Raw genomic sequence first — 19,395 nt, 5'->3', positions numbered from 1 at the left:
TGAACGAACAGGCAGGATCAAATCCTCCCCTATCATCTCTCTATTGAGTTTTAGATGCGGGTTGAGTAATGGTTTTAATCAACTTAAATCGATTTTTTTCGAGCACATAAAAACGTGTAGTCACTTGATCCACTGCATAGTTTTGGTCCATATGCTCTTCTTGTGTGACTAAGAGACGGCTGTTTGGACGTGTTGCAATCACATCTTCAGTCCGTTCCTCACCACCAAAGCCATCCGCTAAAAGCTGACCCGTACGTTTATTGACAAAAGAATAGACTCTACATCCCCCGCCACAACCCCACATGGTGGTGACATATTCACCGGCAAAATCTGGTTTTTGTGTTAATGCATCTCTCAGTCGAGTACGAAACATATTGGCGCTTGGGTCTGAAAGATCAAGTTTCGCAGTCTTGCCTGTATACACAGCTTTCACAGGATAGTCGCTAAATTGGGGTACAACGTTTTTTGCATATGCCAGTGAAATGCTTGCCACAGCAAATAACACACTGATTAGAAACTTATTCATTGTGATGACCTTAACTTTTTAATAGATTATTGTTTTAAGTCAGATTATAACAAAAGCTAAATTGTTGTACTGTACATTTATAGAAATTCTTCCAGCACAGAATTTAAAAATACATGACCTTGCGCTGTACACGCCAACTGTGTGTCATCATTTAACATCAATTTACGCTGTTTTAATGAACCAATCACCTGATCTAAATCAGACAAATTCAACCCTGTACGTTCAGGATACATTTGGGCATGAACACCCTCATTTAAACGTAAAGCATTCATCATAAATTCAAAAGGCATGTCTTGTTTTTCAATACGTTTAAATTGCAAATGTTCAGCCGGCACTTTGGCTAAGTAGTCTTTAGGCAAACGGGTTTTTTGAAAACGGTATACACCATCAGCTTGGGTAATTTTGCCATGTGCCCCTGCCCCAATCGCTAAATAATCGCCAAATTGCCAATAATTTAAATTATGTGATGAAGGTTTTTCTTTCCGCCATGCAGACACTTCATAATTAATAAAGCCATTGGCTTTTAAATATTGTTCACCCTGTTCTTGAATGGTTTCTAGAACATCATCTACAGGTAAAATAGGCTGAGTGCGGAAAAAAACCGTATTCGGTTCAATGGTCAATTGATACCATGAAATATGGGTTGCCCCATTTTCGACTGCAAGTTTTAAGTCATACAAGGCTTGTTCTAAGGTCTGTTCTGGCAAACCATGCATCAAATCTACGTTGACGCGTTGAAAACCCGCTTGTTTGGCATGTTGAATGGCGGAAACAGCATCATCATTGGAATGGATACGCCCCAGCTTTGTTAAATGATCAGGATTAAAACTTTGTACCCCAAGCGATAAACGATTAATTCCAACATCTAAATAATCTGCAAATGGATCATGTTCAACTGTCCCTGGATTGGCTTCCAAAGTAATTTCACAATCCTGCTCAAACGGTACTAAAGCTTTTAACTGGGTAAAAAGCCACTGATAACCTTGTGCGGAAATCAATGACGGGGTTCCACCACCAATAAATACACTATGAATTTTACGGCCCTGAGCAAAATCCACTTGGGTTTTAAAATCTTCAACCAATGCCAATAAATATTCTTGCTCTAAATCTAAAGACAGCTTCCCATCGGGTACAGCATGTGAGTTAAAGTCACAATACGGACACTTACGGACACACCACGGCATATGGATATAAAGCGACAAAGGTATATTTTGAGGTGTTAAATCAGTCAAAGAAAGCTCAGAACAAGTTTAGAGAATGATTATTTTAACATGACTTCTACCATCCGATTAGAACAAGTCATCAATTTGCTTTAGACTGAACATTAACAATAAAAGTAGATGAAGAAGAATGCTAAAATTATCGAGTCAATTATTGTTCCTTTTACCACTTACGATGGGTATTGGCATTGCCATGACCTTTCAAACTGCAATTAACACTCAATTGCGTGAATATCTGCATTCTCCACTACAAGCTGCCCTTTTATCCTTTTTAGTTGGTACACTATTGCTCGCTATTTTGGTGATTGTACAAGCTGAACAAAGACCAACCCTTTCAAGTTTAGCAGTGATACCTTGGTATCTTTGGCTAGGTGGCTGCTTAGGTGTTTATGCAATCAGTATGAGCATTTATACTGCACCAAAACTGGGTTTTTTAACCCTGTCAGGCTTAATTATTTTTGGACAAATTGCAATGTCGATGATCGTTGACCAATTTGGACTACTGGGTACAGATAAAACGCCAGTAAACTGGCAACGTCTTTTAGGTGGCGTGGTGATTTTTATAGGTGTGCTTCTCACTCTACAACGCTAACCAATCTATTTTCTAAGCACATTTAAAACGAGTATTTACTGTGTCTGCATCGATAAAAGCCACAACTACCCGCTTTGAATTAAAGCAACTCTTTAACTTAATGCTCCCAATTTTAATCACTCAGTTTGCTGCCGCAGGCTTTGGTTTGATTGATACCATTATGGCTGGACATATGTCTCCCGAAGATCTTGCCGCAATTGCTGTTGGGGTAGGTTTATGGATTCCAGTCATGCTGCTGTTTAGTGGCATCATGATCGCAACCACACCTTTAGTGGCAGAAGCCAACGGTGCGCGTACCCCAGAAAACATCCCTTCGATTGTTCGCCAGTCTTTATGGGTTGCCTTATTGCTGGGTATTATTGGCATGCTGGTTTTACAGATCATTCCTTTATTGTTGCCTTTGGTTGGTGTGCCTGAATCTTTATTGCCTAAAGCCAGTTTGTTTTTACATGCGATTGCTTTTGGTATGCCTGCTTTTACCATGTATTCAACATTACGCGGCTATTCCGAAGCTTTAGGCTACCCTCGCCCTGTTACAGTGATTAGCCTCGTTGCGCTTGTGGTGCAAATTCCGCTGAATTTTATTTTTATGTATGGGATTGGGCCGATTCCACACTTGGGAAGTGCTGGCTGTGGTTTTGCAACAGCTTTGTTACAGTGGATCATGTTCATCACGATTAGCATTTATATTTTAAAAGCCAAACGCTACCAAGCTACACAACCCTTAAATATGTTTGAGAAAATAGACCGCGTACTGATTAAACGTATCCTCAAACTGGGATTACCGATTGGTTTGGCAATTTTCTTTGAGGTCAGTATTTTTAGTACAGGCGCAATTGTACTCAGTCCGCTTGGTGAAGTTACCGTTGCAGCACATCAAATTGCCTTATCCATCACATCACAATTGTTTATGATTCCAATGTCATTGGCTTTAGCGCTGACCATTCGCACAGGGACTTATTATGGTGAAAAGAATTGGTATGCGATGCGAAAAGTCCAGAAAGTTGGATTAATGACCAGTACCTTATTTGCCTGTATCACCATGTTACTGCTGTTGATTTTACGCCCTCAAATTGTGTCTGTTTATACCAGTGACTATAATGTTTCCCAAGCAGCGATATATTTAATTTTATTTGCAATTGGCTACCAACTTATGGATGCATGGCAAGTCAGTGCTGCGGGTTGTTTACGTGGAATGCAAGATACCAAAGGCCCAATGTGGATCACTATGCTGGCCTACTGGATCATCGCTTTCCCTGTTGGAATTTATTTGGCTCGCCATACCGATATGGGCGCCGCTGGGGTATGGACAGGACTGATCATTGGACTGACCATTGCCTGTGTTTTATTATTAACGCGCCTGTATATGAACAATAAAAGGTTGAGTCAGTCTTAAATTAAAAACGCTTATATTGAATGCGTTTACCTAAAAATAATGCTGTTTAAATACAGCATTATTTTTTATAAGTGTCCTTTATTTTACTCAGATTGAAGCTGATAGGCTTGCTGAAACTTTTCAGACATCTCAGATGCATTGCCAACCTCTTTTACAATGGCTTGCCCGACAATGACATCAGTTCCATTAAACGTCAACGTTGGAGAACCATATAACTCATAGCCGTCATTTAAAGCTTTACTGACCCGTGCACAGAAATTCACATCATCCTTACCAGTTAAATAACGATAAACTTTCATGATCCAACAACGATTAAAATATTGAAGAATATTTTAATCCAAAACCACTGAGAAGAAACCGATAGCATGCTGGATATTTTAAGATTTTAAATAGCCAAGTAGAAACAAACGCTTAACAAATTAGAGTAGGCAGTTTAACAATAGTCGCCTATGATCAAAATGAATTAAACGTCTAATCCCAATTAAAGGATGGTTACGAATGTCGAAAAGTACCAGTACCCCAGGTCGCCGCTTTATGAAACTTGCGAGTATGACTGCAAGTATCGCGACGAAAACGGTATCAAATTCAATTCGTAACTTTAATGCGGATGAAGAACAAAAAAATGAAGCCCGCAGTAAGCTGTTCCAAGATATTGGTGTTCAAATTGCAGATACCTTAGGAGAAATGAAAGGGGCTGTGATGAAAGTTGGTCAAATCGCCTCGCAATATAAAGATATCTTTCCACCTGAAGTCGCACGAGCAATTGCTAAATTACAACGTCAAGCGCCTGCAATGCCATTTGCTGAAATTAAACAACAAGTAGAACGCGAGCTAGGCAAACCGATTGATCAAACCTTTCTGCATTTTGATGAACAACCCTTCGCAGCAGCGTCTATTGGCCAAGTTCACAAAGCCATGTTAAAAAATGGCACTGAAGTTGTGGTCAAAGTACAATATCCTGGGGTAGATGAAGCATGTGAAAGTGACTTAAAACAAGTTCGTTTGGCATTACGCTTAATGGGTGTTTTAAAAGTAGATAAAAAATTACAAGATCGCTTATTTAAAGAGATTCAAGACAGCTTACATGAAGAACTCAATTACGAAATTGAGGCACAAAACTTACAAGTTTTTAGAACATTCCATCAAGCTTTGGACACAAAAATTATTATTCCCAAAGTGTTTACAGACTATTCGAGTCGTCGCATCTTAACCCTAAGCCTTGAAAAAGGTGAAAGTATTGAGACTGCAAGTACTTGGGATTTATCTGTGCGCAATGAAATTGGTCGCCGTTTAATTTTGGCATTGGGTCAACAGATTTTCTTCTTAAAACGTTTCCATTGCGACCCTCATCCTGGCAACTTTGCTTTCCGTGAAGATGGCAGTGTGATCATTTACGATTTTGGCGGTGTAAAAACCTTATCCAATGAAATCATTACTCATTTTAAAGCCTTGGTCAGAGCTGCACGAAAACAAGATATTGTGACGATTGAAGAGCATTTAACCGTTTTAGATGCGTTAGCTGAGAAAGGTAAATTTCCAGTAGAGTTATATGAGGCATGGCTTGAAATTTTATTACGACCATTGACCACACATTATGATTTTGCTGAAAATTCAGCACATCATGATGGCATCAAACTGGTGAAAAAATCATTGAAGTATTGGGATGTATTTAAACCATCACCAGATACCTTAATGGTAAATCGCACGATTTCAGGACAATACTGGAATCTGATTCAACTTAAAGTCCATGATAATTTAAAAGATCTCTTTGAAGAGTTGGTGCCTTTACAAGACTAAGTTTTCTTGATGTTTTTTATTGAAGCCGATTGCATCCAGTTCATTTAAAAGTAACATGATCAATGCATTCATTTTAAAAATTTCGTTATACGCTTCATCTAATTTTAAGAATAGAGCTTTACATTAAACTTATATTTGAAGTCTAAGCCAGATCCTCCTGCTTAGGCTTCTTTTTTTATCTCACTTTTTTTCAAATCCGCTAGACAACACGAATACCCATCAAATGAAGTACTTTACAAGTTAAATGTAATATTATAACATTTCATCAAGTTTAAATAATTAGAGGTTAAAACCATGCGCCAAGGTATCCACCCAGAATATCGTCAAGTGTTATTTCATGACACCAATGCCAATGCATACTTTGTTATTGGTAGCACGATCAAGACAACAAATACCAAAGAATATGAAGGCATACAATATCCTTATGTCACACTCGATATATCCAGTGCTTCACATCCTTTCTATACAGGTGAAATTCGTCAGGCAAGCAATGAAGGTCGTATTGCCAACTTCAATAAGCGCTTTGCCCGTTTTAAACGTTAATTGAACTGTATGTTATGTCTAAGCCTAAGCTTCCCTCAGCTTAGGCTTTTTCATTTTTGAATATTGCACATTATTTTGTGGATAAAAGCATTTGAAAAATATAAAAGCCTATCGCTAAACAGATCACACCAACAATCACACTAGAAACGGTATAAGCCAAAGCAATTGGAAACTGTCCCTGCCGAATCAGCTGGAATGTTTCCAGACCAAAACTGGAAAAAGTTGTAAAACCACCGAGGATTCCAACCATTAAAAATAATCGAGTTTCATTCTGTAAAATAGGATAGCGTTGGGTAAAAGCGAAAAAAATCCCAGCCAAGAAACAGCCCAAGATATTGATCGACCATGTTGTCCAAGGGAATAGGCTATGTGGTTTAGAAATAATAAATCCTGCACCATAACGTAAGCTTGCACCAATTGCCCCACCGCATGCGACCAATAGCCAATTCATGTTTAGATATCCTTAAAACTTTTTAAAAAACGCATTTACCCACCATCCGATTTTTTACAGCTCAGCTTGTTTATAAGCAACTTGTGTATAAGTGGATAGTTATCCACAGATTAACATGGAGAAGCTTAACGATCTAATTTAAGTGGCAACTCATTTCTGACATAAAAGTCCAAAGTTGGCACAACAAAGGCAAATACATCTTGTTCACGAACACCCCATTGTTTTAGCAAGGGGCAAGCAATATTAAGCACTTGCGCAGGCAGAACCTGACTAAAATCAAAAGGCATTTCAATATCCCCTTGTGATAGTTTTTCAGGTTGATCGACCCATTCTACCCATGCATGGTCTTGTTCAGCCAGATATTGAATGGCCTCATCCCATGAAGAGAATAAATTTTGCCACGCCTCAGGTAAGCGCGGATCTGTATTGATTTGAACCGTGCTAGACAATTGATAAACTGGATCAAGTTCAAGCTCTGTTTGAATCAGCTGTTCAGAGACTTGATGAACAAATTTCTTTGCATATTGTGCTGGCATCGCATCACTTGCCAAACGCCCACTCAAAACATAAAGCTGCTGGTCAATCATAACTTGCTCGAAAATCACCGTTTTATCCTGTTGTGTAGGGGCAATATAAAAGCGCCAATTGCTTTGTTTCGGTGATGGCATCAATTTGCGTAATGGACCTAAAAAAGAAAAACCAAAATGTTCATGCTGATATGTCAGTATGGTAAAAATCGTTTTCCCTTGCTTTTCCCATAACTGAATAGGCTGTGGATAGCGTGAACGAACTTGATCTATATCCACCAACCACGACAAATACACAATATTCTTGACCTGACTTTGTAGCTGTAGAAAAGGAATAAAACCCATCAAGATACGGCGTAGTTTTAATAATAATGGGCGTTCAGCAAAAAGACCGATCAGGCTCAAAATAAAGTTTGAATCTTTATTTTTAATATTATGACGATTCATACCGACCTATTTTTATGAATTTCGATGCTGTTATTTTAGCAAATATGGTTAAAGAATGGCCCATCTCAAAATATTAAATAGCATTACTGAATTATTTAACCATAGGCTATGATATTGGCACGATTTAACACGGAATTTTCACATCATGGCTCAAGATTTATTGAAACAACTTCAAGCAGGCAATGCAAAATTTGCAGATGTCATCAGTCATATTGAAGCTCGTTATACCCACACTCCGACTGCATTTCAAAATGGTCAACAGCATAATGCTGCTACTGAGAACCAAGGCAGTGCCAAAGTTTTTTCTTTTGCACAATTAAATGATTTAGATCAACAACAAACACTGAATCTATTTGCAGAGCATTATGCTGCTGTTTTGGCAACGCCTGATGCTACAGACCATCAGAACATTCGCCAGTTTATACAAAATGGCTGGAATGGCATCAAATTTGAAGGCGATGCTTTAACAGCAAAATAACAACAATACAATCAAGTTAGGGATCTATTCGATCCCTTTCTACACGATTATGGACGCTCATCATATTGAGGTAAACCGTCACAAATCGTATCCCACTCTGCTTTATAAGCAGTAAAAATATGCATTGTTGGCTTCTGTTCTAAAGCTGTATCTAAAGTTCCAATTCTTAAACGATAGGTATCTGGTGTTTCTGCTTTAATACTGATGATTGGTGAGCCACATTCTTGGCAGAAACAACGTGTTGTTGTTGCTGTCGATGCAAATTTTTTCAGTAATTCTTCACCTTTGGTAATTTTAAAATCTGCTTTTTGAATTGGCGCATTAGTCGCAAATGCTGTGCCATTGGCTTTACGACAACGTTGACAATGACACTCGATCACCTCTCCAATTTCACCATGAATCTCATAGTGAATACCGTCACACAAACAACTTCCCGTATATATTTTTTCAGCAGACATTGAGAAAATCTCCCTATTTCAAAGGCTATTGGCAATAGCATCAAACTAGCATAAAAGTCGCGTTTTTAATCAAAACACCATCATATTTTTTGCCTAATCTCATCTATTGAGATATTGATGTACACCCTCACCCGCAGCACGCCCTGTCGCAAAACATGCCGTCAACAAATATCCTCCTGTCGGGGCATCCCAATCCAGCATTTCACCACAGCAAAATACAGAGGGATTGGATTTTAGTTGTAAATGCTGTGTTAATACGGCTTGCTTTACACCACCAGCACAGCTGATCGCTTCTTCAATCGGACGAAATCCTTCAAGCTCAATTTTTAAATGCTTCATCTGTTGTGCGAGTTTTTCAGGAATGTTCCATACTGATTTATCTACCAATTCACGAATCAGATTGGCTTTGGCAGCATCTAAACCTGCCTTGCGCCAAATATTGGTACTGGATTGCTTTTTGGACGGCTGTAATTTCTGAGTAAGCTGTTGAACAGTTTGATCAGGTAACAAGTCTAAATAAATCGACATCGGTTGATTGTGTTGTACTAACTGACGTAATAATCGTCCCTGCTTATAGATGAGGCCACTTTCTAGTCCATAATGGGTAATCACAATATCACCTTGTGTCTTTGCAGAATTTTCCACCCAAGCATCTACACGTTTAAGAGGCTGACCAAAGACAGGTTGCATATAATTCGACCATGCCCGAACCACACCTGCATTACTCGCTTGAAACGCTTCAATTTCAGAAGCAGGCAACCACTTTTGCCATGCGCCATCACTGCCTAAACGTGACCATGACACAGCACCACAAGCCAGAACAATCGCATCAAAATCCAATTGCTGTGTTGCATTGTTTCTTAGATCAAGAATTTCGAGTTGTTGCTGCTTTAAATCTGTAATTTGATGACGATAATGAAATTGAACGTGCTGCGCTGCCAACTGCTTTAACCAAGCACGTAACAAAGGCGCCGCCTTCATTTCTACAGGAAAAATTCGCCCTGAACTGCCTACATAGGATTCAATCCCTAAACCATGCATCCAATTTTGAATCCATGTCGCATCCCACTTTTCTACCCAAGGTCTTAACCATTCCACATGATCATAACGTTGAATAAATTGTTCAAATGCTTCTGCATGGGAAATATTCAGCCCCGTCTTTCCAGCCATCAAAAATTTACGTGCAGCAGAAGGTTTCTGTTCAAAAACATGAACTTCATAATCAGTTGTAGACTGACTTAAAACATCTGCAGCCATTAAACCTGCTGGCCCTGCCCCGATGATGGCAATTTTCTTAATTGGCATCAGACGGCTCTGATAAGTTTTCAACACTTTGACCCTGACGTGGTCCGACCTCATCAAAACGGGTTTGATAGTGTTCAGGTTTAGCAATAATCAATTGCTGACACAATTCACCACGTTCTAAATATTTAATTTCAAAATGCGTACGTGCTGAATCTGATGCAATCGTTTGTTTTTCATAGGGCAGTTTCCAAACATCTTTTAGTTGCTGTTCTGCTTCAGCAATATATTCAGGAATATTACTGGCTAACGTGATACTGCCATTTGGAGATAATCTGGAAAGCAAAAATTCAAAAAAAGGCATATTTAACCAGCGTTGCGCAGGATTATGCGGTTCTGGATTTGGATAGAGGATAAAAAGCTGTTGTACCTGATTGGGATAAAGTGCATGCACCACCCATGGCAATGCATCTGCATGAATAGGGGTTAAATTTGTTTGACCTTCCAACTGATGCTGTTTCTGCATGGCAATAAATTTTTCACGAGTTCTTTCTATCGCAATCAATTTCAGTTCAGGGTGCTGTTCAGAAAAGAGCAAGGCATGTTTGCCCTTTCCTGCCCCAATTTCTACACAAATTGGGTTATTTTCAATACATTGAAAATCACGAGGAGCATGCATACGCTGTGCTTGAAATTGACGAATCGACATAATCAGATCAAACTAACAAGAAATCGTTCACAAGTTTAACAACTCTTTACGGTTTTTGCTTTTTTAAATGAGGATTTCCATATGTCTAAAACTTTTCCTTGCCCTCGCTGCGGTGAACCTTCTACATGGGAAGGCAACGAATTTCGTCCATTTTGCTCTGAGCGTTGTAAACTGATCGATTTAGGTGCATGGGCCAATGGAGACTACACGCTACCGACAGAAGACGCACCTCAAGCAGAAGATTCTTAAGCTGTGTGCCAAGTTAATGCAATCATCACAGACTTAGCATGGTTAAACGAAAACATTTTATTAGAAACAATTAAAGAAAATTATACTTATACTTCACAATAACTATTTATTTTTTAATCTGTATAGCGATATGATACGGCATGTTTCACTTCACACTTTATATATAAAAATTTGATTAGTTTCAATTTATAATGAAACTTGGAGTATTAAAGTGCCTATAGGCTTAAAAATTTTTGTCGCCATCCTTACAATTTTATGTGCATTTTTTACTTTTATTGGAGTATATACGCTCGATTTTTCTCTTATCGCGATTGGAATTCTATTTGCAATAGTCATCTTATTAATCAAATTGGAAATGGTAAAGTAAAATGATTCAAATCAATTCACCACTATTATTAAACTATTTAATAGATCTCTTTCATAAATCAAAAATGATCATGTTGAGCAAATCATATGGATATTGAAAGTTCCATCTCCCCTAGCGTGAAGCCTATGTTGATTTATAGTTTTAAAAAGGACTTATGAAAGAAGCATAATTTTAATTTTCTCATTCTCCACGTATATTATTTCCATGATGAGATGAATAACTTTTGCAAGAGTTATTTAAAGATGAGCATAAATAGCATCGTTCTATGAACTGTTTTCACTCAGATCATTCACGTTACTATTACAGATTCTTACAAAATGTTGAATCATTAATAAACTATACATTTAAAACAAAAATGGTGAGTAAAATATTGATTACTTCACCATTTTCATTTCTTATTTTTACTATAAAGCCAGACGGTGAATACTCAACCCGCTTTACTTGCCACAAAAGGATTGTGTTGTTTTTCAAAACCAATGGTACTCATTGGACCATGCCCTGAAATAAATTGAGTTTCATCAGGCAGGGTAAAACATTCACGCTGAATTGAATCCAAGAGCTGTTGATGGTTGCCTTTTGGAAAGTCAGTACGACCAATTGAACCTTTAAACAGCACATCTCCAGTCCACAGCACACCATATTTGGCATTGTAAAAAATGACGTGGCCTGGTGTATGTCCTGGTGCAAAACGCACTTCAAACTCTTCATCCCCTAAGCTTAGCTTTTCACCACCCTCTAACCATTGATTGACATGAACAGGCTCAGGAATTGGAAATCCATAACGGGCAGATACGTCTTGAATCATTTCTAACCAAAACTGGTCTTCTCTGTGCGGACCAATCACAGGCACATCCCATTCTTTGACCAATGCACCTACCGCACCTGCATGATCCAAATGACCATGTGTTAACCACAATGCTTTGACTGTCAGTCCTAATGCTTCAACTTCTTGTTTTAATTTCTCAGGCTCACCACCAGCATCAATCAATACCGCTTCTTTGGTTTCCGAATCCCAAACAATAGAACAATTTTGGGCAAATGCAGTAACGGGTACAATCTTGACTTGTAACATGATAATTTTCCTAAAAAACCCTATACCTGTAAATGAAACTTGAGTGTATTCAATTGAGTCTGTAAAAGTTGCTCAAATAAGTCAATATGATCCGCACGGCTATTTAATGCCGGAATGTAAGCATAGTGTTGACCACCTGCCTTTAAAAACAATTCAGCATTTTGAATCGCCAGCTCTTCCAAGGTTTCTAAACAATCTGCCGAAAATGCAGGACTTAGCACTTGAACAGATTCAACACCTTGCGCTGCCCACTCTTGCAAGAGCTGGTCGGTATACGGTTTTACCCATTCTTGTTTGCCAAAACGGGATTGGAAACTGATCGCCCATTGGTCGTCTTTTAAATTTAACGCCTGAGCTACCTTAAGTGCAGTGATACGACAACGCTCTGCATAAGGATCGCCTTTATCTGCATAAGGCTGTGGGATCCCGTGAAAAGACATCAACAGTTTAGTGGCTGGTCCATATTGCTGCTGATAATCACGCACACTGTTGGCTAGCGCCTGAATATAAAGTGGGTGTTGATAATAATCTCGAATAAAACTTAAACCCGGGATATTGCGTTGCTTTAACAACCATTGTGCAACGGCATCATATAAAGGGGCTGTTGATGTTGCAGAATACTGAGGAAATAGCGGAAAAAGAACAATATGGTCATACTGCTTGTTTTTCGCATCATTCAATACAGCATCAATACCCGGTCGCCCATAGGTCATTGCTGGCACAATCTCTAAATCTAAATCAGCATTGGTACTTATTAATTTTTTTTGTAGTGATTCAACTTGTTCAAATAGAATTTCACGCATCGGTGAATCATTTGACCAGACTTGTGCATAAGCTTCGGCAACACGCTTTGGTCGAAAAGGCAGAACAAATGCATTTAAAATAATTGCCCATAAAATTTTGGGAATTTCGATAACACGCTGATCTGATAAAAACTGCTTTAAAAAAGCCCGAACAGCTGGAGCTGTAGGCGCATCTGGTGTCCCTAAATTAGCAATAATAATCAGGACTTTAGGTTTAGATAAAGACATTTTCACCCGATTTACAGAATAGTTTATCTCGAATGATCAGCTTAACAGAGTCTTTATCTAAACAAAATTTTTTATCTTAACTCACTCAATTTATTTAACTTAAAAAATTGAAGAGCGGCTGCTAATACGTTGTGAACTTTCAAGCAGTTTCACGCATTTATCCGTCATCTGCCAGAGCATACGCTGACGATCATCACGCCCCACAGGGATGATCCATTCATTTTGACGGACTTGTTGCTTAATCGTATGCAAGGAACGCACATTAATCTGCGCTCTAGACACAGCATGAGCACGTGGCATCACCACTTGCGCATCGGTTAAACCCGTATTATTCAAATATTCATTTAAGACTTTAGAGAAAAAATCCTCAGACGTCGGTTGTCTAAATTCAACTGATAAGATTTTCAATAACTCTGCCCATGTCATCTCACGCGCTGGCGATAACTCTTTAAAATTACCATCTTGATAGGCATGCATTCGATAATCAAAATTAAACACTTCATGTAATGAAACTTTGGGTAAAGTTAAAAATGGATCTGCTTCTTTTTTTCCTTGCTCTACGGAAACATGTGCCAACTTTGCTTTTAAACGATCAATCTCATCTTGTAAGACCTGAATATTCTGAGGTCTGACCCATCCTACGACAGGATAACGTTCTAGCATTTGTGGCATATATGAACGTACCGCAAGTTCTAAATCTCGTAAAGTTCGATAAGTAACGACTTGCTCAACTTCTTTTTGTAGTTGATGTCTAAATTCATTAAACTTTTCTTTTAGCAGCGTACTTTCTTCTTTTAAATGCGGTTCGCGAAATTCAGGACTCTCATGCATAAATACAATAATTGGTTTCTGTTTGGTCACCGCATAAATATATTCAAGATGTAAATAACTCACCCCTGAAACAGATTGTTCACCGTACTGACTCCCCAACAACAATAAAACGTAATCACAGTCATCTATCTGACGACGTGCAAATGCGGTACTTAATGGTGTCCGTTGTTCTAATCCCCAAGAAAAAAACCCCATCCCTATAAGGGTTTGTGACACGACCATCCGTTCTGGCTGCATTTCTTTGCCAGATGTTGTAATAAAAACTTGATACCGTTTATCGAGCATAGGTTAACCCATTCTTGTCACACCCTACTTAAATCCATCCATGAGCTTTAAGTTGGATATGCCCTACACTTATGAAAATATATTAAATCTGTTCAATATTGAAAGAATTAGCCGAGTTTTTCAACAATATTTTCTACAGACCATGTAATTTTTGGTTGTATGAGATGTTTGATGACATTTTCTAATTGTTTTGCATTTTCCCCACTCACAAAACATTGTAAACGCACCCCTTTTTCTTGCAAGCTACTTGATATTAACTCATTTTTTAACAATATACGCGCCGTTTGTCGTGCAACCGCTAATCCAGAATCAATTAAGTTAAGCTGAGGGCCGTATAATTCTTGAATACTTTGTTTTAAGTAAGGGTAATGAGTGCAGCCCAACACCAAATAATCTGAACCTTTGGCAATGACTGGATCTAAAACCTTTTGCAGGCTATGTTTGCATTCCAAACTGTTATAACGTCCAGATTCAATCAAGGGAACCAGTTCAAGATTGGTAATCGTCAGTACTTCGACATTGGCAGGTTCTGCAAAACGCTGCATCACATCTTTGATCAATTTTCCACGAAAAGTGGCAGGTGTAGCCAAAACGGAAACCACTTTAGACTGGGTTTGTAGCACTGCTGGCTTTAAAGCAGGCACCAGCCCAACAATAGGAAAGTTTTCACCATAATGATCACGTAAATAATCAAGACTAAATGCTGAAGCGGTATTACATGCCACAACTGCGATTTTACAACCTTGACGATATAACCATTCAATTGCTTGTGCAGTTAATTCACGAATATTTTGATCCGTCCGTGGGCCATAAGGGACATGTGCAGTATCGGCATAATAAACAATACGTTCATTTGGTAAATAATTGGCAATTTCCTGTGCAATAGAAAGCCCACCGATACCTGAATCAAAAATACCAATCGGGGCATCTGCCAAGGCTTTTGGCATTGGATTTTCTAGAGGAGAGAGAGGAAGAATCGCGCTCATTTGATCCACTATTGGCATACGGTAAAAATAATTAACAAGATTAAACCTCAAGTCCCTAATTGCAAGTGAAAATCACCACTTTCTAAAGATAAAATGGTATCTCCTTGTTCATTTTCAAGCAATTTCCCATATTCAATCAGATGGAAAAAAGCAGAACGTTGAATCAAGGCATTTATCCCAAAACGAATATGTACATAAGGTCTTAACTCACCTTGATATTCACGCATAAAAATAGGGTGTTCTGGATCAATCAGTGTAATGTCTTGATTGGTGGTGGTAACTTGTAGATAGACCTGCCCATCGAGATTCACCTGATCAACTTGATTGACCAATAAAGGTTCATCCTCAACTTGAATTTCAATCTGTTCAACTGGGGTTTTTAAATAGAACTTCCCGTCTTCTTTCCAAAGTACTTTTGTAAACAGGTCTAAAAGCGCTTGGCGTTTGATCAATTGACCTTCGTGCCACCATTCGCCATTGGCTTTTACTGTCAAATCCATTTTGCCACAATGCTTTGGCTGCCACTGCTCTAAAGGGGGTATTGACCTTTTGTGACCCGCCTGTACATCTTTTAAGTATTGTGCAATGCTCATTAAGTTTTTATTATCAGAATCTGGCTGATTTTGAGCCGCTGATGTTGAATTATTTTGATTTACCATGGTTTATGCCTTGCTGACTTAAAAATAATACGACTCAGCCAATTGGCTAGATTAGGGTTTCTAACTATACTAGCGCAAAATATATTATTGGTACGAGCGTTAATTCGTATCACGGAATTTTTAGAACACTCATGGCAGCACCGATTTATTAATTCCCAATAAATGCTCACGGTTGCCACCCTTAGAAATATGAGGAGTCCTACATGGAACACATCGAACGCGAATCGATGGAGTTTGACGTAGTGATCGTAGGCGCAGGCCCTGCGGGTCTTTCTGCTGCGATTAAAATTCGTCAATTAGCTCTTGAAAACAATCTTCCAGACCTTTCCGTCTGTGTGGTTGAAAAAGGCTCTGAAGTTGGTGCGCATATCCTTTCTGGTGCTGTACTTGAACCTCGTGCAATCAATGAACTTTTCCCTGACTGGAAAGAACAAGGTGCACCTTTAAATGTACCTGTGACTGAGGACAAAACTTATTTCCTCATGTCTGCTGAAAAGTCACAAGAAGCACCACATTGGATGGTTCCTAAAACCATGCACAATGATGGTAACTATGTTATTTCATTGGGTAATGTCGTGCGTTGGTTAGGTCAAAAAGCGGAAGAGTTAGAAGTTTCTATCTTCCCTGGCTTTGCTGCTTCAGAAATCCTTTATCATGAAGATGGTTCTGTAAAAGGCATCCAAACTGGTGATATGGGTATTGGTAAAGATGGTGAACCTACTCATAACTTTACCCCTGGCTACGAGCTTCATGCAAAATACACAATTTTTGCAGAAGGTTGCCGTGGACACCTTGGTAAACGTTTGATTGCAAAATACAACTTAGACCAAGATGCTGATCCACAACATTACGGTATCGGGATCAAAGAACTTTGGGAAATTGACTCTGCAAAACATAAACCTGGTTTAGTAATGCATGGTTCAGGCTGGCCTTTGGCAGAAACAGGTTCTTCAGGCGGCTGGTGGTTATATCACGCTGAAAATAACCAAGTAACCTTGGGTATGATTGTCGATTTATCTTATGAAAATCCACATATGTATCCTTTTGCTGAAATGCAACGTTGGAAAACGCATCCACTGATCAAGCAATATCTTGAAGGCGGTAAGCGTATTTCTTATGGCGCACGTGCAGTTGTTAAAGGTGGTCTAAACTCTCTACCTAAACTGACCTTCCCAGGTGGTTGCTTAATTGGTGATGATGCTGGTTTCTTAAACTTTGCTAAAATCAAAGGCTCTCATACTGCGATGAAATCGGGTATGTTGTGTGGTGAAGCTGTATTTGAAGCAATCCAAGCGGGTCATGAGAAAGGTGGCGATTTAGCGGTTGCGCGTGTGGCTGAAGGCGAAGACTTCTTTGCTAAAGAATTGACTGCTTATACTGACAAATTCAACAACAGTTGGTTAAAAGAAGAGTTACATCGTTCACGTAACTTTGGTCCAGCAATGCATAAATTCGGTTTATGGATGGGTGGTGCATTTAACTTTATCGATCAAAATATCTTTAAAGTGCCATTTACCCTACATGACCTTGCACCTGACTTTAGTGCATTAAAAACTGTAGATGCTGCGACATTTAAACCAACTTATCCAAAGCCAGACGGTAAATTAACCTTTGATCGTTTATCTTCTGTATTTGTATCCAATACCGTACATGAAGAGAATCAGCCAGCTCACTTAAAGCTGACCGATGCTTCGATTCCAGTCGATGTCAACTTACCAAAATGGGATGAGCCAGCTCAACGCTACTGCCCTGCTGGTGTTTACGAGATTATGGAAAATGATGATGGTTCTAAGCGCTTCCAGATTAATGCTGCGAACTGTGTTCACTGTAAGACTTGTGATATCAAAGATCCATCTCAGAATATCACTTGGGTAACACCTGAGGGTGGCGGTGGTCCAAACTATCCAAATATGTAAATCAATAAACCCGCTTCGGCGGGTTTATTAATTTAATCTCGTTAGAGCGATGTCAAAGCTAATCGTTTTTTAAATTTGCTTACATAGATGTAGATTATTAATATGGAATATATTCAATAAATAAACTCTTTATCTTGAGTTACATAATTAAATCTCCCTGAAATATCAGCAGGATAAATAAAATCCAAATTAAATTTAGTATAAAATTTTAATTTAACATGAGGATTTTCTTTTAAAAAATGATCTATTTTTTTAATTTCATTTTTATCTATCAAAAAAGTAAACTGTTTACTAGCATATGGCTCTAAAAAAAGCACATTTTGGTGATCATTCCCTTCTATTATGTTATTAATGGATAAATCGGTATGAAACATATCAAAACCATTATAAATAGATAAACGAGCGTTCATAATGTTTTCGTTTGAATTTTCTAAAGTCTCCCAGTCTTTTATATTACTTATTCCAACTTTAAAGCCAGTTGGGTTAACAAAATTAACAACTAACTGATAATTGCTATTGTTTTTTATAATTTTATCTTCAACAAAAAAACCCTTGCTTAGCTTGAACTCCTTTACACTATCATAATCATTAATTTTTCCTTTAAACCAGTTTTCAAACTCCTTCGCATTTTTATCTTCATAAGCAGCAGAAGTAACAGGTGCAGAAACAATATGCTCAGCACTATTTTCAATATATCGACCAATAATTTTATCCGTTCTTTTCATAAATTGATCGCTTTTTTTTGACAACTTCAAGAGATCCTTATATTTATTTTTAAACTCCAACCAGTTGTTATCACTCGCTTTACTTTCAATTAATCCGATCCCTCTAATATTATTTTTATCACCAATATCAGTGTAATTATTCTTTAAGTAATATTTTACATTTTTATTTATGCCAATCCTCTGAACTAGTGGACTACCATATAAACTGGGAGAGGAATAAGTGTAAAATTCAATTTTATTGTCGCCATATGACATCTTAGAACATCCTAAAATCATTAAAATAAATATTATTTTCTTAAGACTCAACATCCCAACTTATTCCTGTTTCATCTGAAAACCAATCACGAATTTGATTCAGATAATAATTCTGCATCAATGGATTTTCAGCTAAAGCTCCTTTCCCCATTAAATTTTCTGCTGAAAATCTTTTCCAATCATTTTTTGGTTCAACTTGCTTTAAATTTATCTGATTTGGTGGGTTTGAATTTGAATCAATATACATCTTATGGACAGCACCACCATTATCAAAATATTCATCAACCCAATTAAACAAATGCCCAACTTCATGCGTATATGCATTTTCATTTTTCCAATTTGGCTCAGGTGCCCAATTGTCAATTGAGTAATGGCTAAAATCTATTGACCCTTTATCTATCAGTGAATATATCTCTGCTGAATTTATTTTATTTAAATAATTTTTAGTCACTGCCCCCCCCCAGTGATCTGCATTTGGCCTAACAGCAAATTTATATAAATAAATTTTTCGATCTGAAGCACTATCCTCCTGAATCTTTAATTTTATTTTTATCTTGCAAACACAGCCCGTTGTACTACAATTTTTTGGTACTAAGTAAAATTGCTTTTTATTCAAATTTTTTTCCATAATAT

Annotated in this window: 21 protein-coding genes; 7 read left to right on the top strand and 14 right to left on the bottom strand. The window is 38.0% G+C overall.

Annotation, left to right across the window (positions count from 1 at the left end; genetic code table 11):
- Positions 1-40: 40 nt before the first annotated feature.
- A complete protein-coding gene (locus tag AC07WY_RS12855; protein WP_419335889.1) occupies positions 41-526 on the bottom strand; it encodes a hypothetical protein in 486 nt (161 codons plus the stop codon).
- A 77-nt stretch (positions 527-603) separates the two neighbouring features.
- A complete protein-coding gene (hemW, locus tag AC07WY_RS12850) occupies positions 604-1,758 on the bottom strand; it encodes a radical SAM family heme chaperone HemW (protein WP_034616421.1) in 1,155 nt (384 codons plus the stop codon).
- A 118-nt stretch (positions 1,759-1,876) separates the two neighbouring features.
- Here hemW and AC07WY_RS12845 point away from each other — a divergent pair, with 118 nt between their 5' ends.
- On the top strand, positions 1,877-2,338 hold the full coding sequence (locus AC07WY_RS12845) for a DMT family transporter (protein ID WP_004725603.1): 462 nt from the start codon (positions 1,877-1,879) through the stop codon (positions 2,336-2,338).
- Positions 2,339-2,378: 40 nt separating this feature from the next.
- Positions 2,379-3,734, top strand: a complete 1,356-nt coding sequence (locus tag AC07WY_RS12840; protein ID WP_494736476.1) for an MATE family efflux transporter — start codon at positions 2,379-2,381, stop codon at positions 3,732-3,734.
- 83 nt (positions 3,735-3,817) lie between these two features.
- Here the strand turns inward: AC07WY_RS12840 and AC07WY_RS12835 are convergent, their stop codons facing one another.
- Positions 3,818-4,033, bottom strand: coding sequence for a DUF1737 domain-containing protein (locus tag AC07WY_RS12835; RefSeq protein ID WP_262087149.1), 216 nt, complete (start codon positions 4,031-4,033; stop codon positions 3,818-3,820).
- A 199-nt stretch (positions 4,034-4,232) separates the two neighbouring features.
- Between AC07WY_RS12835 and AC07WY_RS12830 the strand changes: the two genes are divergently transcribed.
- Positions 4,233-5,531, top strand: a complete 1,299-nt coding sequence (locus AC07WY_RS12830) for an ABC1 kinase family protein (RefSeq protein WP_004816806.1) — start codon at positions 4,233-4,235, stop codon at positions 5,529-5,531.
- A gap of 294 nt (positions 5,532-5,825) precedes the next feature.
- Positions 5,826-6,074 carry a type B 50S ribosomal protein L31 gene (locus tag AC07WY_RS12825; protein ID WP_262087150.1) on the top strand — a complete coding sequence of 83 codons (249 nt, stop codon included), beginning with the start codon at positions 5,826-5,828 and terminating at the stop codon, positions 6,072-6,074.
- A gap of 70 nt (positions 6,075-6,144) precedes the next feature.
- Here the strand turns inward: AC07WY_RS12825 and crcB are convergent, their stop codons facing one another.
- Positions 6,145-6,525: a fluoride efflux transporter CrcB gene (crcB, locus tag AC07WY_RS12820; RefSeq protein ID WP_034616430.1), complete on the bottom strand. Its 381-nt coding sequence runs from the start codon at positions 6,523-6,525 to the stop codon at positions 6,145-6,147.
- A 125-nt stretch (positions 6,526-6,650) separates the two neighbouring features.
- On the bottom strand, positions 6,651-7,499 hold the full coding sequence (locus tag AC07WY_RS12815; protein ID WP_262087151.1) for a DUF2071 domain-containing protein: 849 nt from the start codon (positions 7,497-7,499) through the stop codon (positions 6,651-6,653).
- Between the two features lie 145 nt (positions 7,500-7,644).
- Between AC07WY_RS12815 and AC07WY_RS12810 the strand changes: the two genes are divergently transcribed.
- Complete coding sequence (locus tag AC07WY_RS12810) at positions 7,645-7,977, top strand: HopJ type III effector protein (RefSeq protein WP_262087152.1); 333 nt, start codon at positions 7,645-7,647, stop codon at positions 7,975-7,977.
- A gap of 47 nt (positions 7,978-8,024) precedes the next feature.
- Here the strand turns inward: AC07WY_RS12810 and AC07WY_RS12805 are convergent, their stop codons facing one another.
- From AC07WY_RS12805 to AC07WY_RS12795, 3 genes are all read right to left on the bottom strand, one after another.
- Positions 8,025-8,435, bottom strand: coding sequence for a GFA family protein (locus AC07WY_RS12805; RefSeq protein WP_004725587.1), 411 nt, complete (start codon positions 8,433-8,435; stop codon positions 8,025-8,027).
- Positions 8,436-8,534: 99 nt separating this feature from the next.
- Positions 8,535-9,740 carry a TIGR03862 family flavoprotein gene (locus AC07WY_RS12800; protein WP_494736475.1) on the bottom strand — a complete coding sequence of 402 codons (1,206 nt, stop codon included), beginning with the start codon at positions 9,738-9,740 and terminating at the stop codon, positions 8,535-8,537.
- Positions 9,730-10,392: a tRNA (guanine-N(7)-)-methyltransferase gene (locus tag AC07WY_RS12795; protein WP_262087542.1), complete on the bottom strand. Its 663-nt coding sequence runs from the start codon at positions 10,390-10,392 to the stop codon at positions 9,730-9,732. Before AC07WY_RS12795 ends, AC07WY_RS12800 begins: the two co-directional genes overlap by 11 nt.
- A 75-nt stretch (positions 10,393-10,467) precedes the next feature.
- Between AC07WY_RS12795 and AC07WY_RS12790 the strand changes: the two genes are divergently transcribed.
- On the top strand, positions 10,468-10,635 hold the full coding sequence (locus AC07WY_RS12790) for a DNA gyrase inhibitor YacG (protein ID WP_004816790.1): 168 nt from the start codon (positions 10,468-10,470) through the stop codon (positions 10,633-10,635).
- Between the two features lie 794 nt (positions 10,636-11,429).
- Here the strand turns inward: AC07WY_RS12790 and AC07WY_RS12785 are convergent.
- From AC07WY_RS12785 to AC07WY_RS12765, 5 genes are all read right to left on the bottom strand, one after another.
- A complete protein-coding gene (locus tag AC07WY_RS12785) occupies positions 11,430-12,074 on the bottom strand; it encodes an MBL fold metallo-hydrolase (protein WP_262087153.1) in 645 nt (214 codons plus the stop codon).
- A 20-nt stretch (positions 12,075-12,094) separates the two neighbouring features.
- Positions 12,095-13,105 (bottom strand): ferrochelatase, encoded by a 1,011-nt coding sequence (gene hemH, locus AC07WY_RS12780; protein ID WP_262087155.1) that lies wholly within the window; start codon positions 13,103-13,105, stop codon positions 12,095-12,097.
- A 99-nt stretch (positions 13,106-13,204) separates the two neighbouring features.
- Positions 13,205-14,221 (bottom strand): DUF4062 domain-containing protein, encoded by a 1,017-nt coding sequence (locus tag AC07WY_RS12775; protein WP_096735246.1) that lies wholly within the window; start codon positions 14,219-14,221, stop codon positions 13,205-13,207.
- A gap of 107 nt (positions 14,222-14,328) precedes the next feature.
- Positions 14,329-15,207, bottom strand: a complete 879-nt coding sequence (gene murI / locus AC07WY_RS12770; protein ID WP_034616447.1) for a glutamate racemase — start codon at positions 15,205-15,207, stop codon at positions 14,329-14,331.
- 47 nt (positions 15,208-15,254) lie between these two features.
- Positions 15,255-15,866 (bottom strand): DUF1285 domain-containing protein, encoded by a 612-nt coding sequence (locus AC07WY_RS12765; protein ID WP_004816777.1) that lies wholly within the window; start codon positions 15,864-15,866, stop codon positions 15,255-15,257.
- Between the two features lie 203 nt (positions 15,867-16,069).
- Between AC07WY_RS12765 and AC07WY_RS12760 the strand changes: the two genes are divergently transcribed.
- Positions 16,070-17,782: an electron transfer flavoprotein-ubiquinone oxidoreductase gene (locus AC07WY_RS12760; protein ID WP_494736474.1), complete on the top strand. Its 1,713-nt coding sequence runs from the start codon at positions 16,070-16,072 to the stop codon at positions 17,780-17,782.
- A 113-nt stretch (positions 17,783-17,895) separates the two neighbouring features.
- Here AC07WY_RS12760 and AC07WY_RS12755 read toward each other — a convergent pair whose 3' ends face one another.
- Entirely contained in the window at positions 17,896-18,762 is an 867-nt protein-coding gene (locus AC07WY_RS12755) for a hypothetical protein (protein WP_494736473.1), read from the bottom strand.
- Positions 18,763-19,395 lie beyond the last annotated feature (633 nt).

It is taken from the genome of Acinetobacter sp. GW821-FHT01C12 (assembly GCF_059422625.1).
Note: the sequence above shows the minus strand (reverse complement) of the source record. Positions and strands in the feature narration are given on the sequence as shown.

Excerpts from the sequence above, each read along its gene's own strand:
- AC07WY_RS12855 (WP_419335889.1), bottom strand. The coding sequence starts at position 526 with ATGAATAAGTTTCTAATCAGTGTGTTATTTGCTGTGGCAAGCATTTCA.
- AC07WY_RS12845 (WP_004725603.1), top strand. The coding sequence starts at position 1,877 with ATGCTAAAATTATCGAGTCAATTATTGTTCCTTTTACCACTTACGATG.
- AC07WY_RS12835 (WP_262087149.1), bottom strand. The coding sequence starts at position 4,033 with ATGAAAGTTTATCGTTATTTAACTGGTAAGGATGATGTGAATTTCTGT.
- AC07WY_RS12830 (WP_004816806.1), top strand. The coding sequence starts at position 4,233 with ATGTCGAAAAGTACCAGTACCCCAGGTCGCCGCTTTATGAAACTTGCG.
- AC07WY_RS12825 (WP_262087150.1), top strand. The coding sequence starts at position 5,826 with ATGCGCCAAGGTATCCACCCAGAATATCGTCAAGTGTTATTTCATGAC.
- crcB (WP_034616430.1), bottom strand. The coding sequence starts at position 6,525 with ATGAATTGGCTATTGGTCGCATGCGGTGGGGCAATTGGTGCAAGCTTA.
- AC07WY_RS12815 (WP_262087151.1), bottom strand. The coding sequence starts at position 7,499 with ATGAATCGTCATAATATTAAAAATAAAGATTCAAACTTTATTTTGAGC.
- AC07WY_RS12810 (WP_262087152.1), top strand. The coding sequence starts at position 7,645 with ATGGCTCAAGATTTATTGAAACAACTTCAAGCAGGCAATGCAAAATTT.
- AC07WY_RS12805 (WP_004725587.1), bottom strand. The coding sequence starts at position 8,435 with ATGTCTGCTGAAAAAATATATACGGGAAGTTGTTTGTGTGACGGTATT.
- AC07WY_RS12800 (WP_494736475.1), bottom strand. The coding sequence starts at position 9,740 with ATGCCAATTAAGAAAATTGCCATCATCGGGGCAGGGCCAGCAGGTTTA.
- AC07WY_RS12790 (WP_004816790.1), top strand. The coding sequence starts at position 10,468 with ATGTCTAAAACTTTTCCTTGCCCTCGCTGCGGTGAACCTTCTACATGG.
- AC07WY_RS12785 (WP_262087153.1), bottom strand. The coding sequence starts at position 12,074 with ATGTTACAAGTCAAGATTGTACCCGTTACTGCATTTGCCCAAAATTGT.
- hemH (WP_262087155.1), bottom strand. The coding sequence starts at position 13,105 with ATGTCTTTATCTAAACCTAAAGTCCTGATTATTATTGCTAATTTAGGG.
- AC07WY_RS12775 (WP_096735246.1), bottom strand. The coding sequence starts at position 14,221 with ATGCTCGATAAACGGTATCAAGTTTTTATTACAACATCTGGCAAAGAA.
- murI (WP_034616447.1), bottom strand. The coding sequence starts at position 15,207 with ATGAGCGCGATTCTTCCTCTCTCTCCTCTAGAAAATCCAATGCCAAAA.
- AC07WY_RS12765 (WP_004816777.1), bottom strand. The coding sequence starts at position 15,866 with ATGGTAAATCAAAATAATTCAACATCAGCGGCTCAAAATCAGCCAGAT.
- AC07WY_RS12760 (WP_494736474.1), top strand. The coding sequence starts at position 16,070 with ATGGAACACATCGAACGCGAATCGATGGAGTTTGACGTAGTGATCGTA.
- AC07WY_RS12755 (WP_494736473.1), bottom strand. The coding sequence starts at position 18,762 with ATGTCATATGGCGACAATAAAATTGAATTTTACACTTATTCCTCTCCC.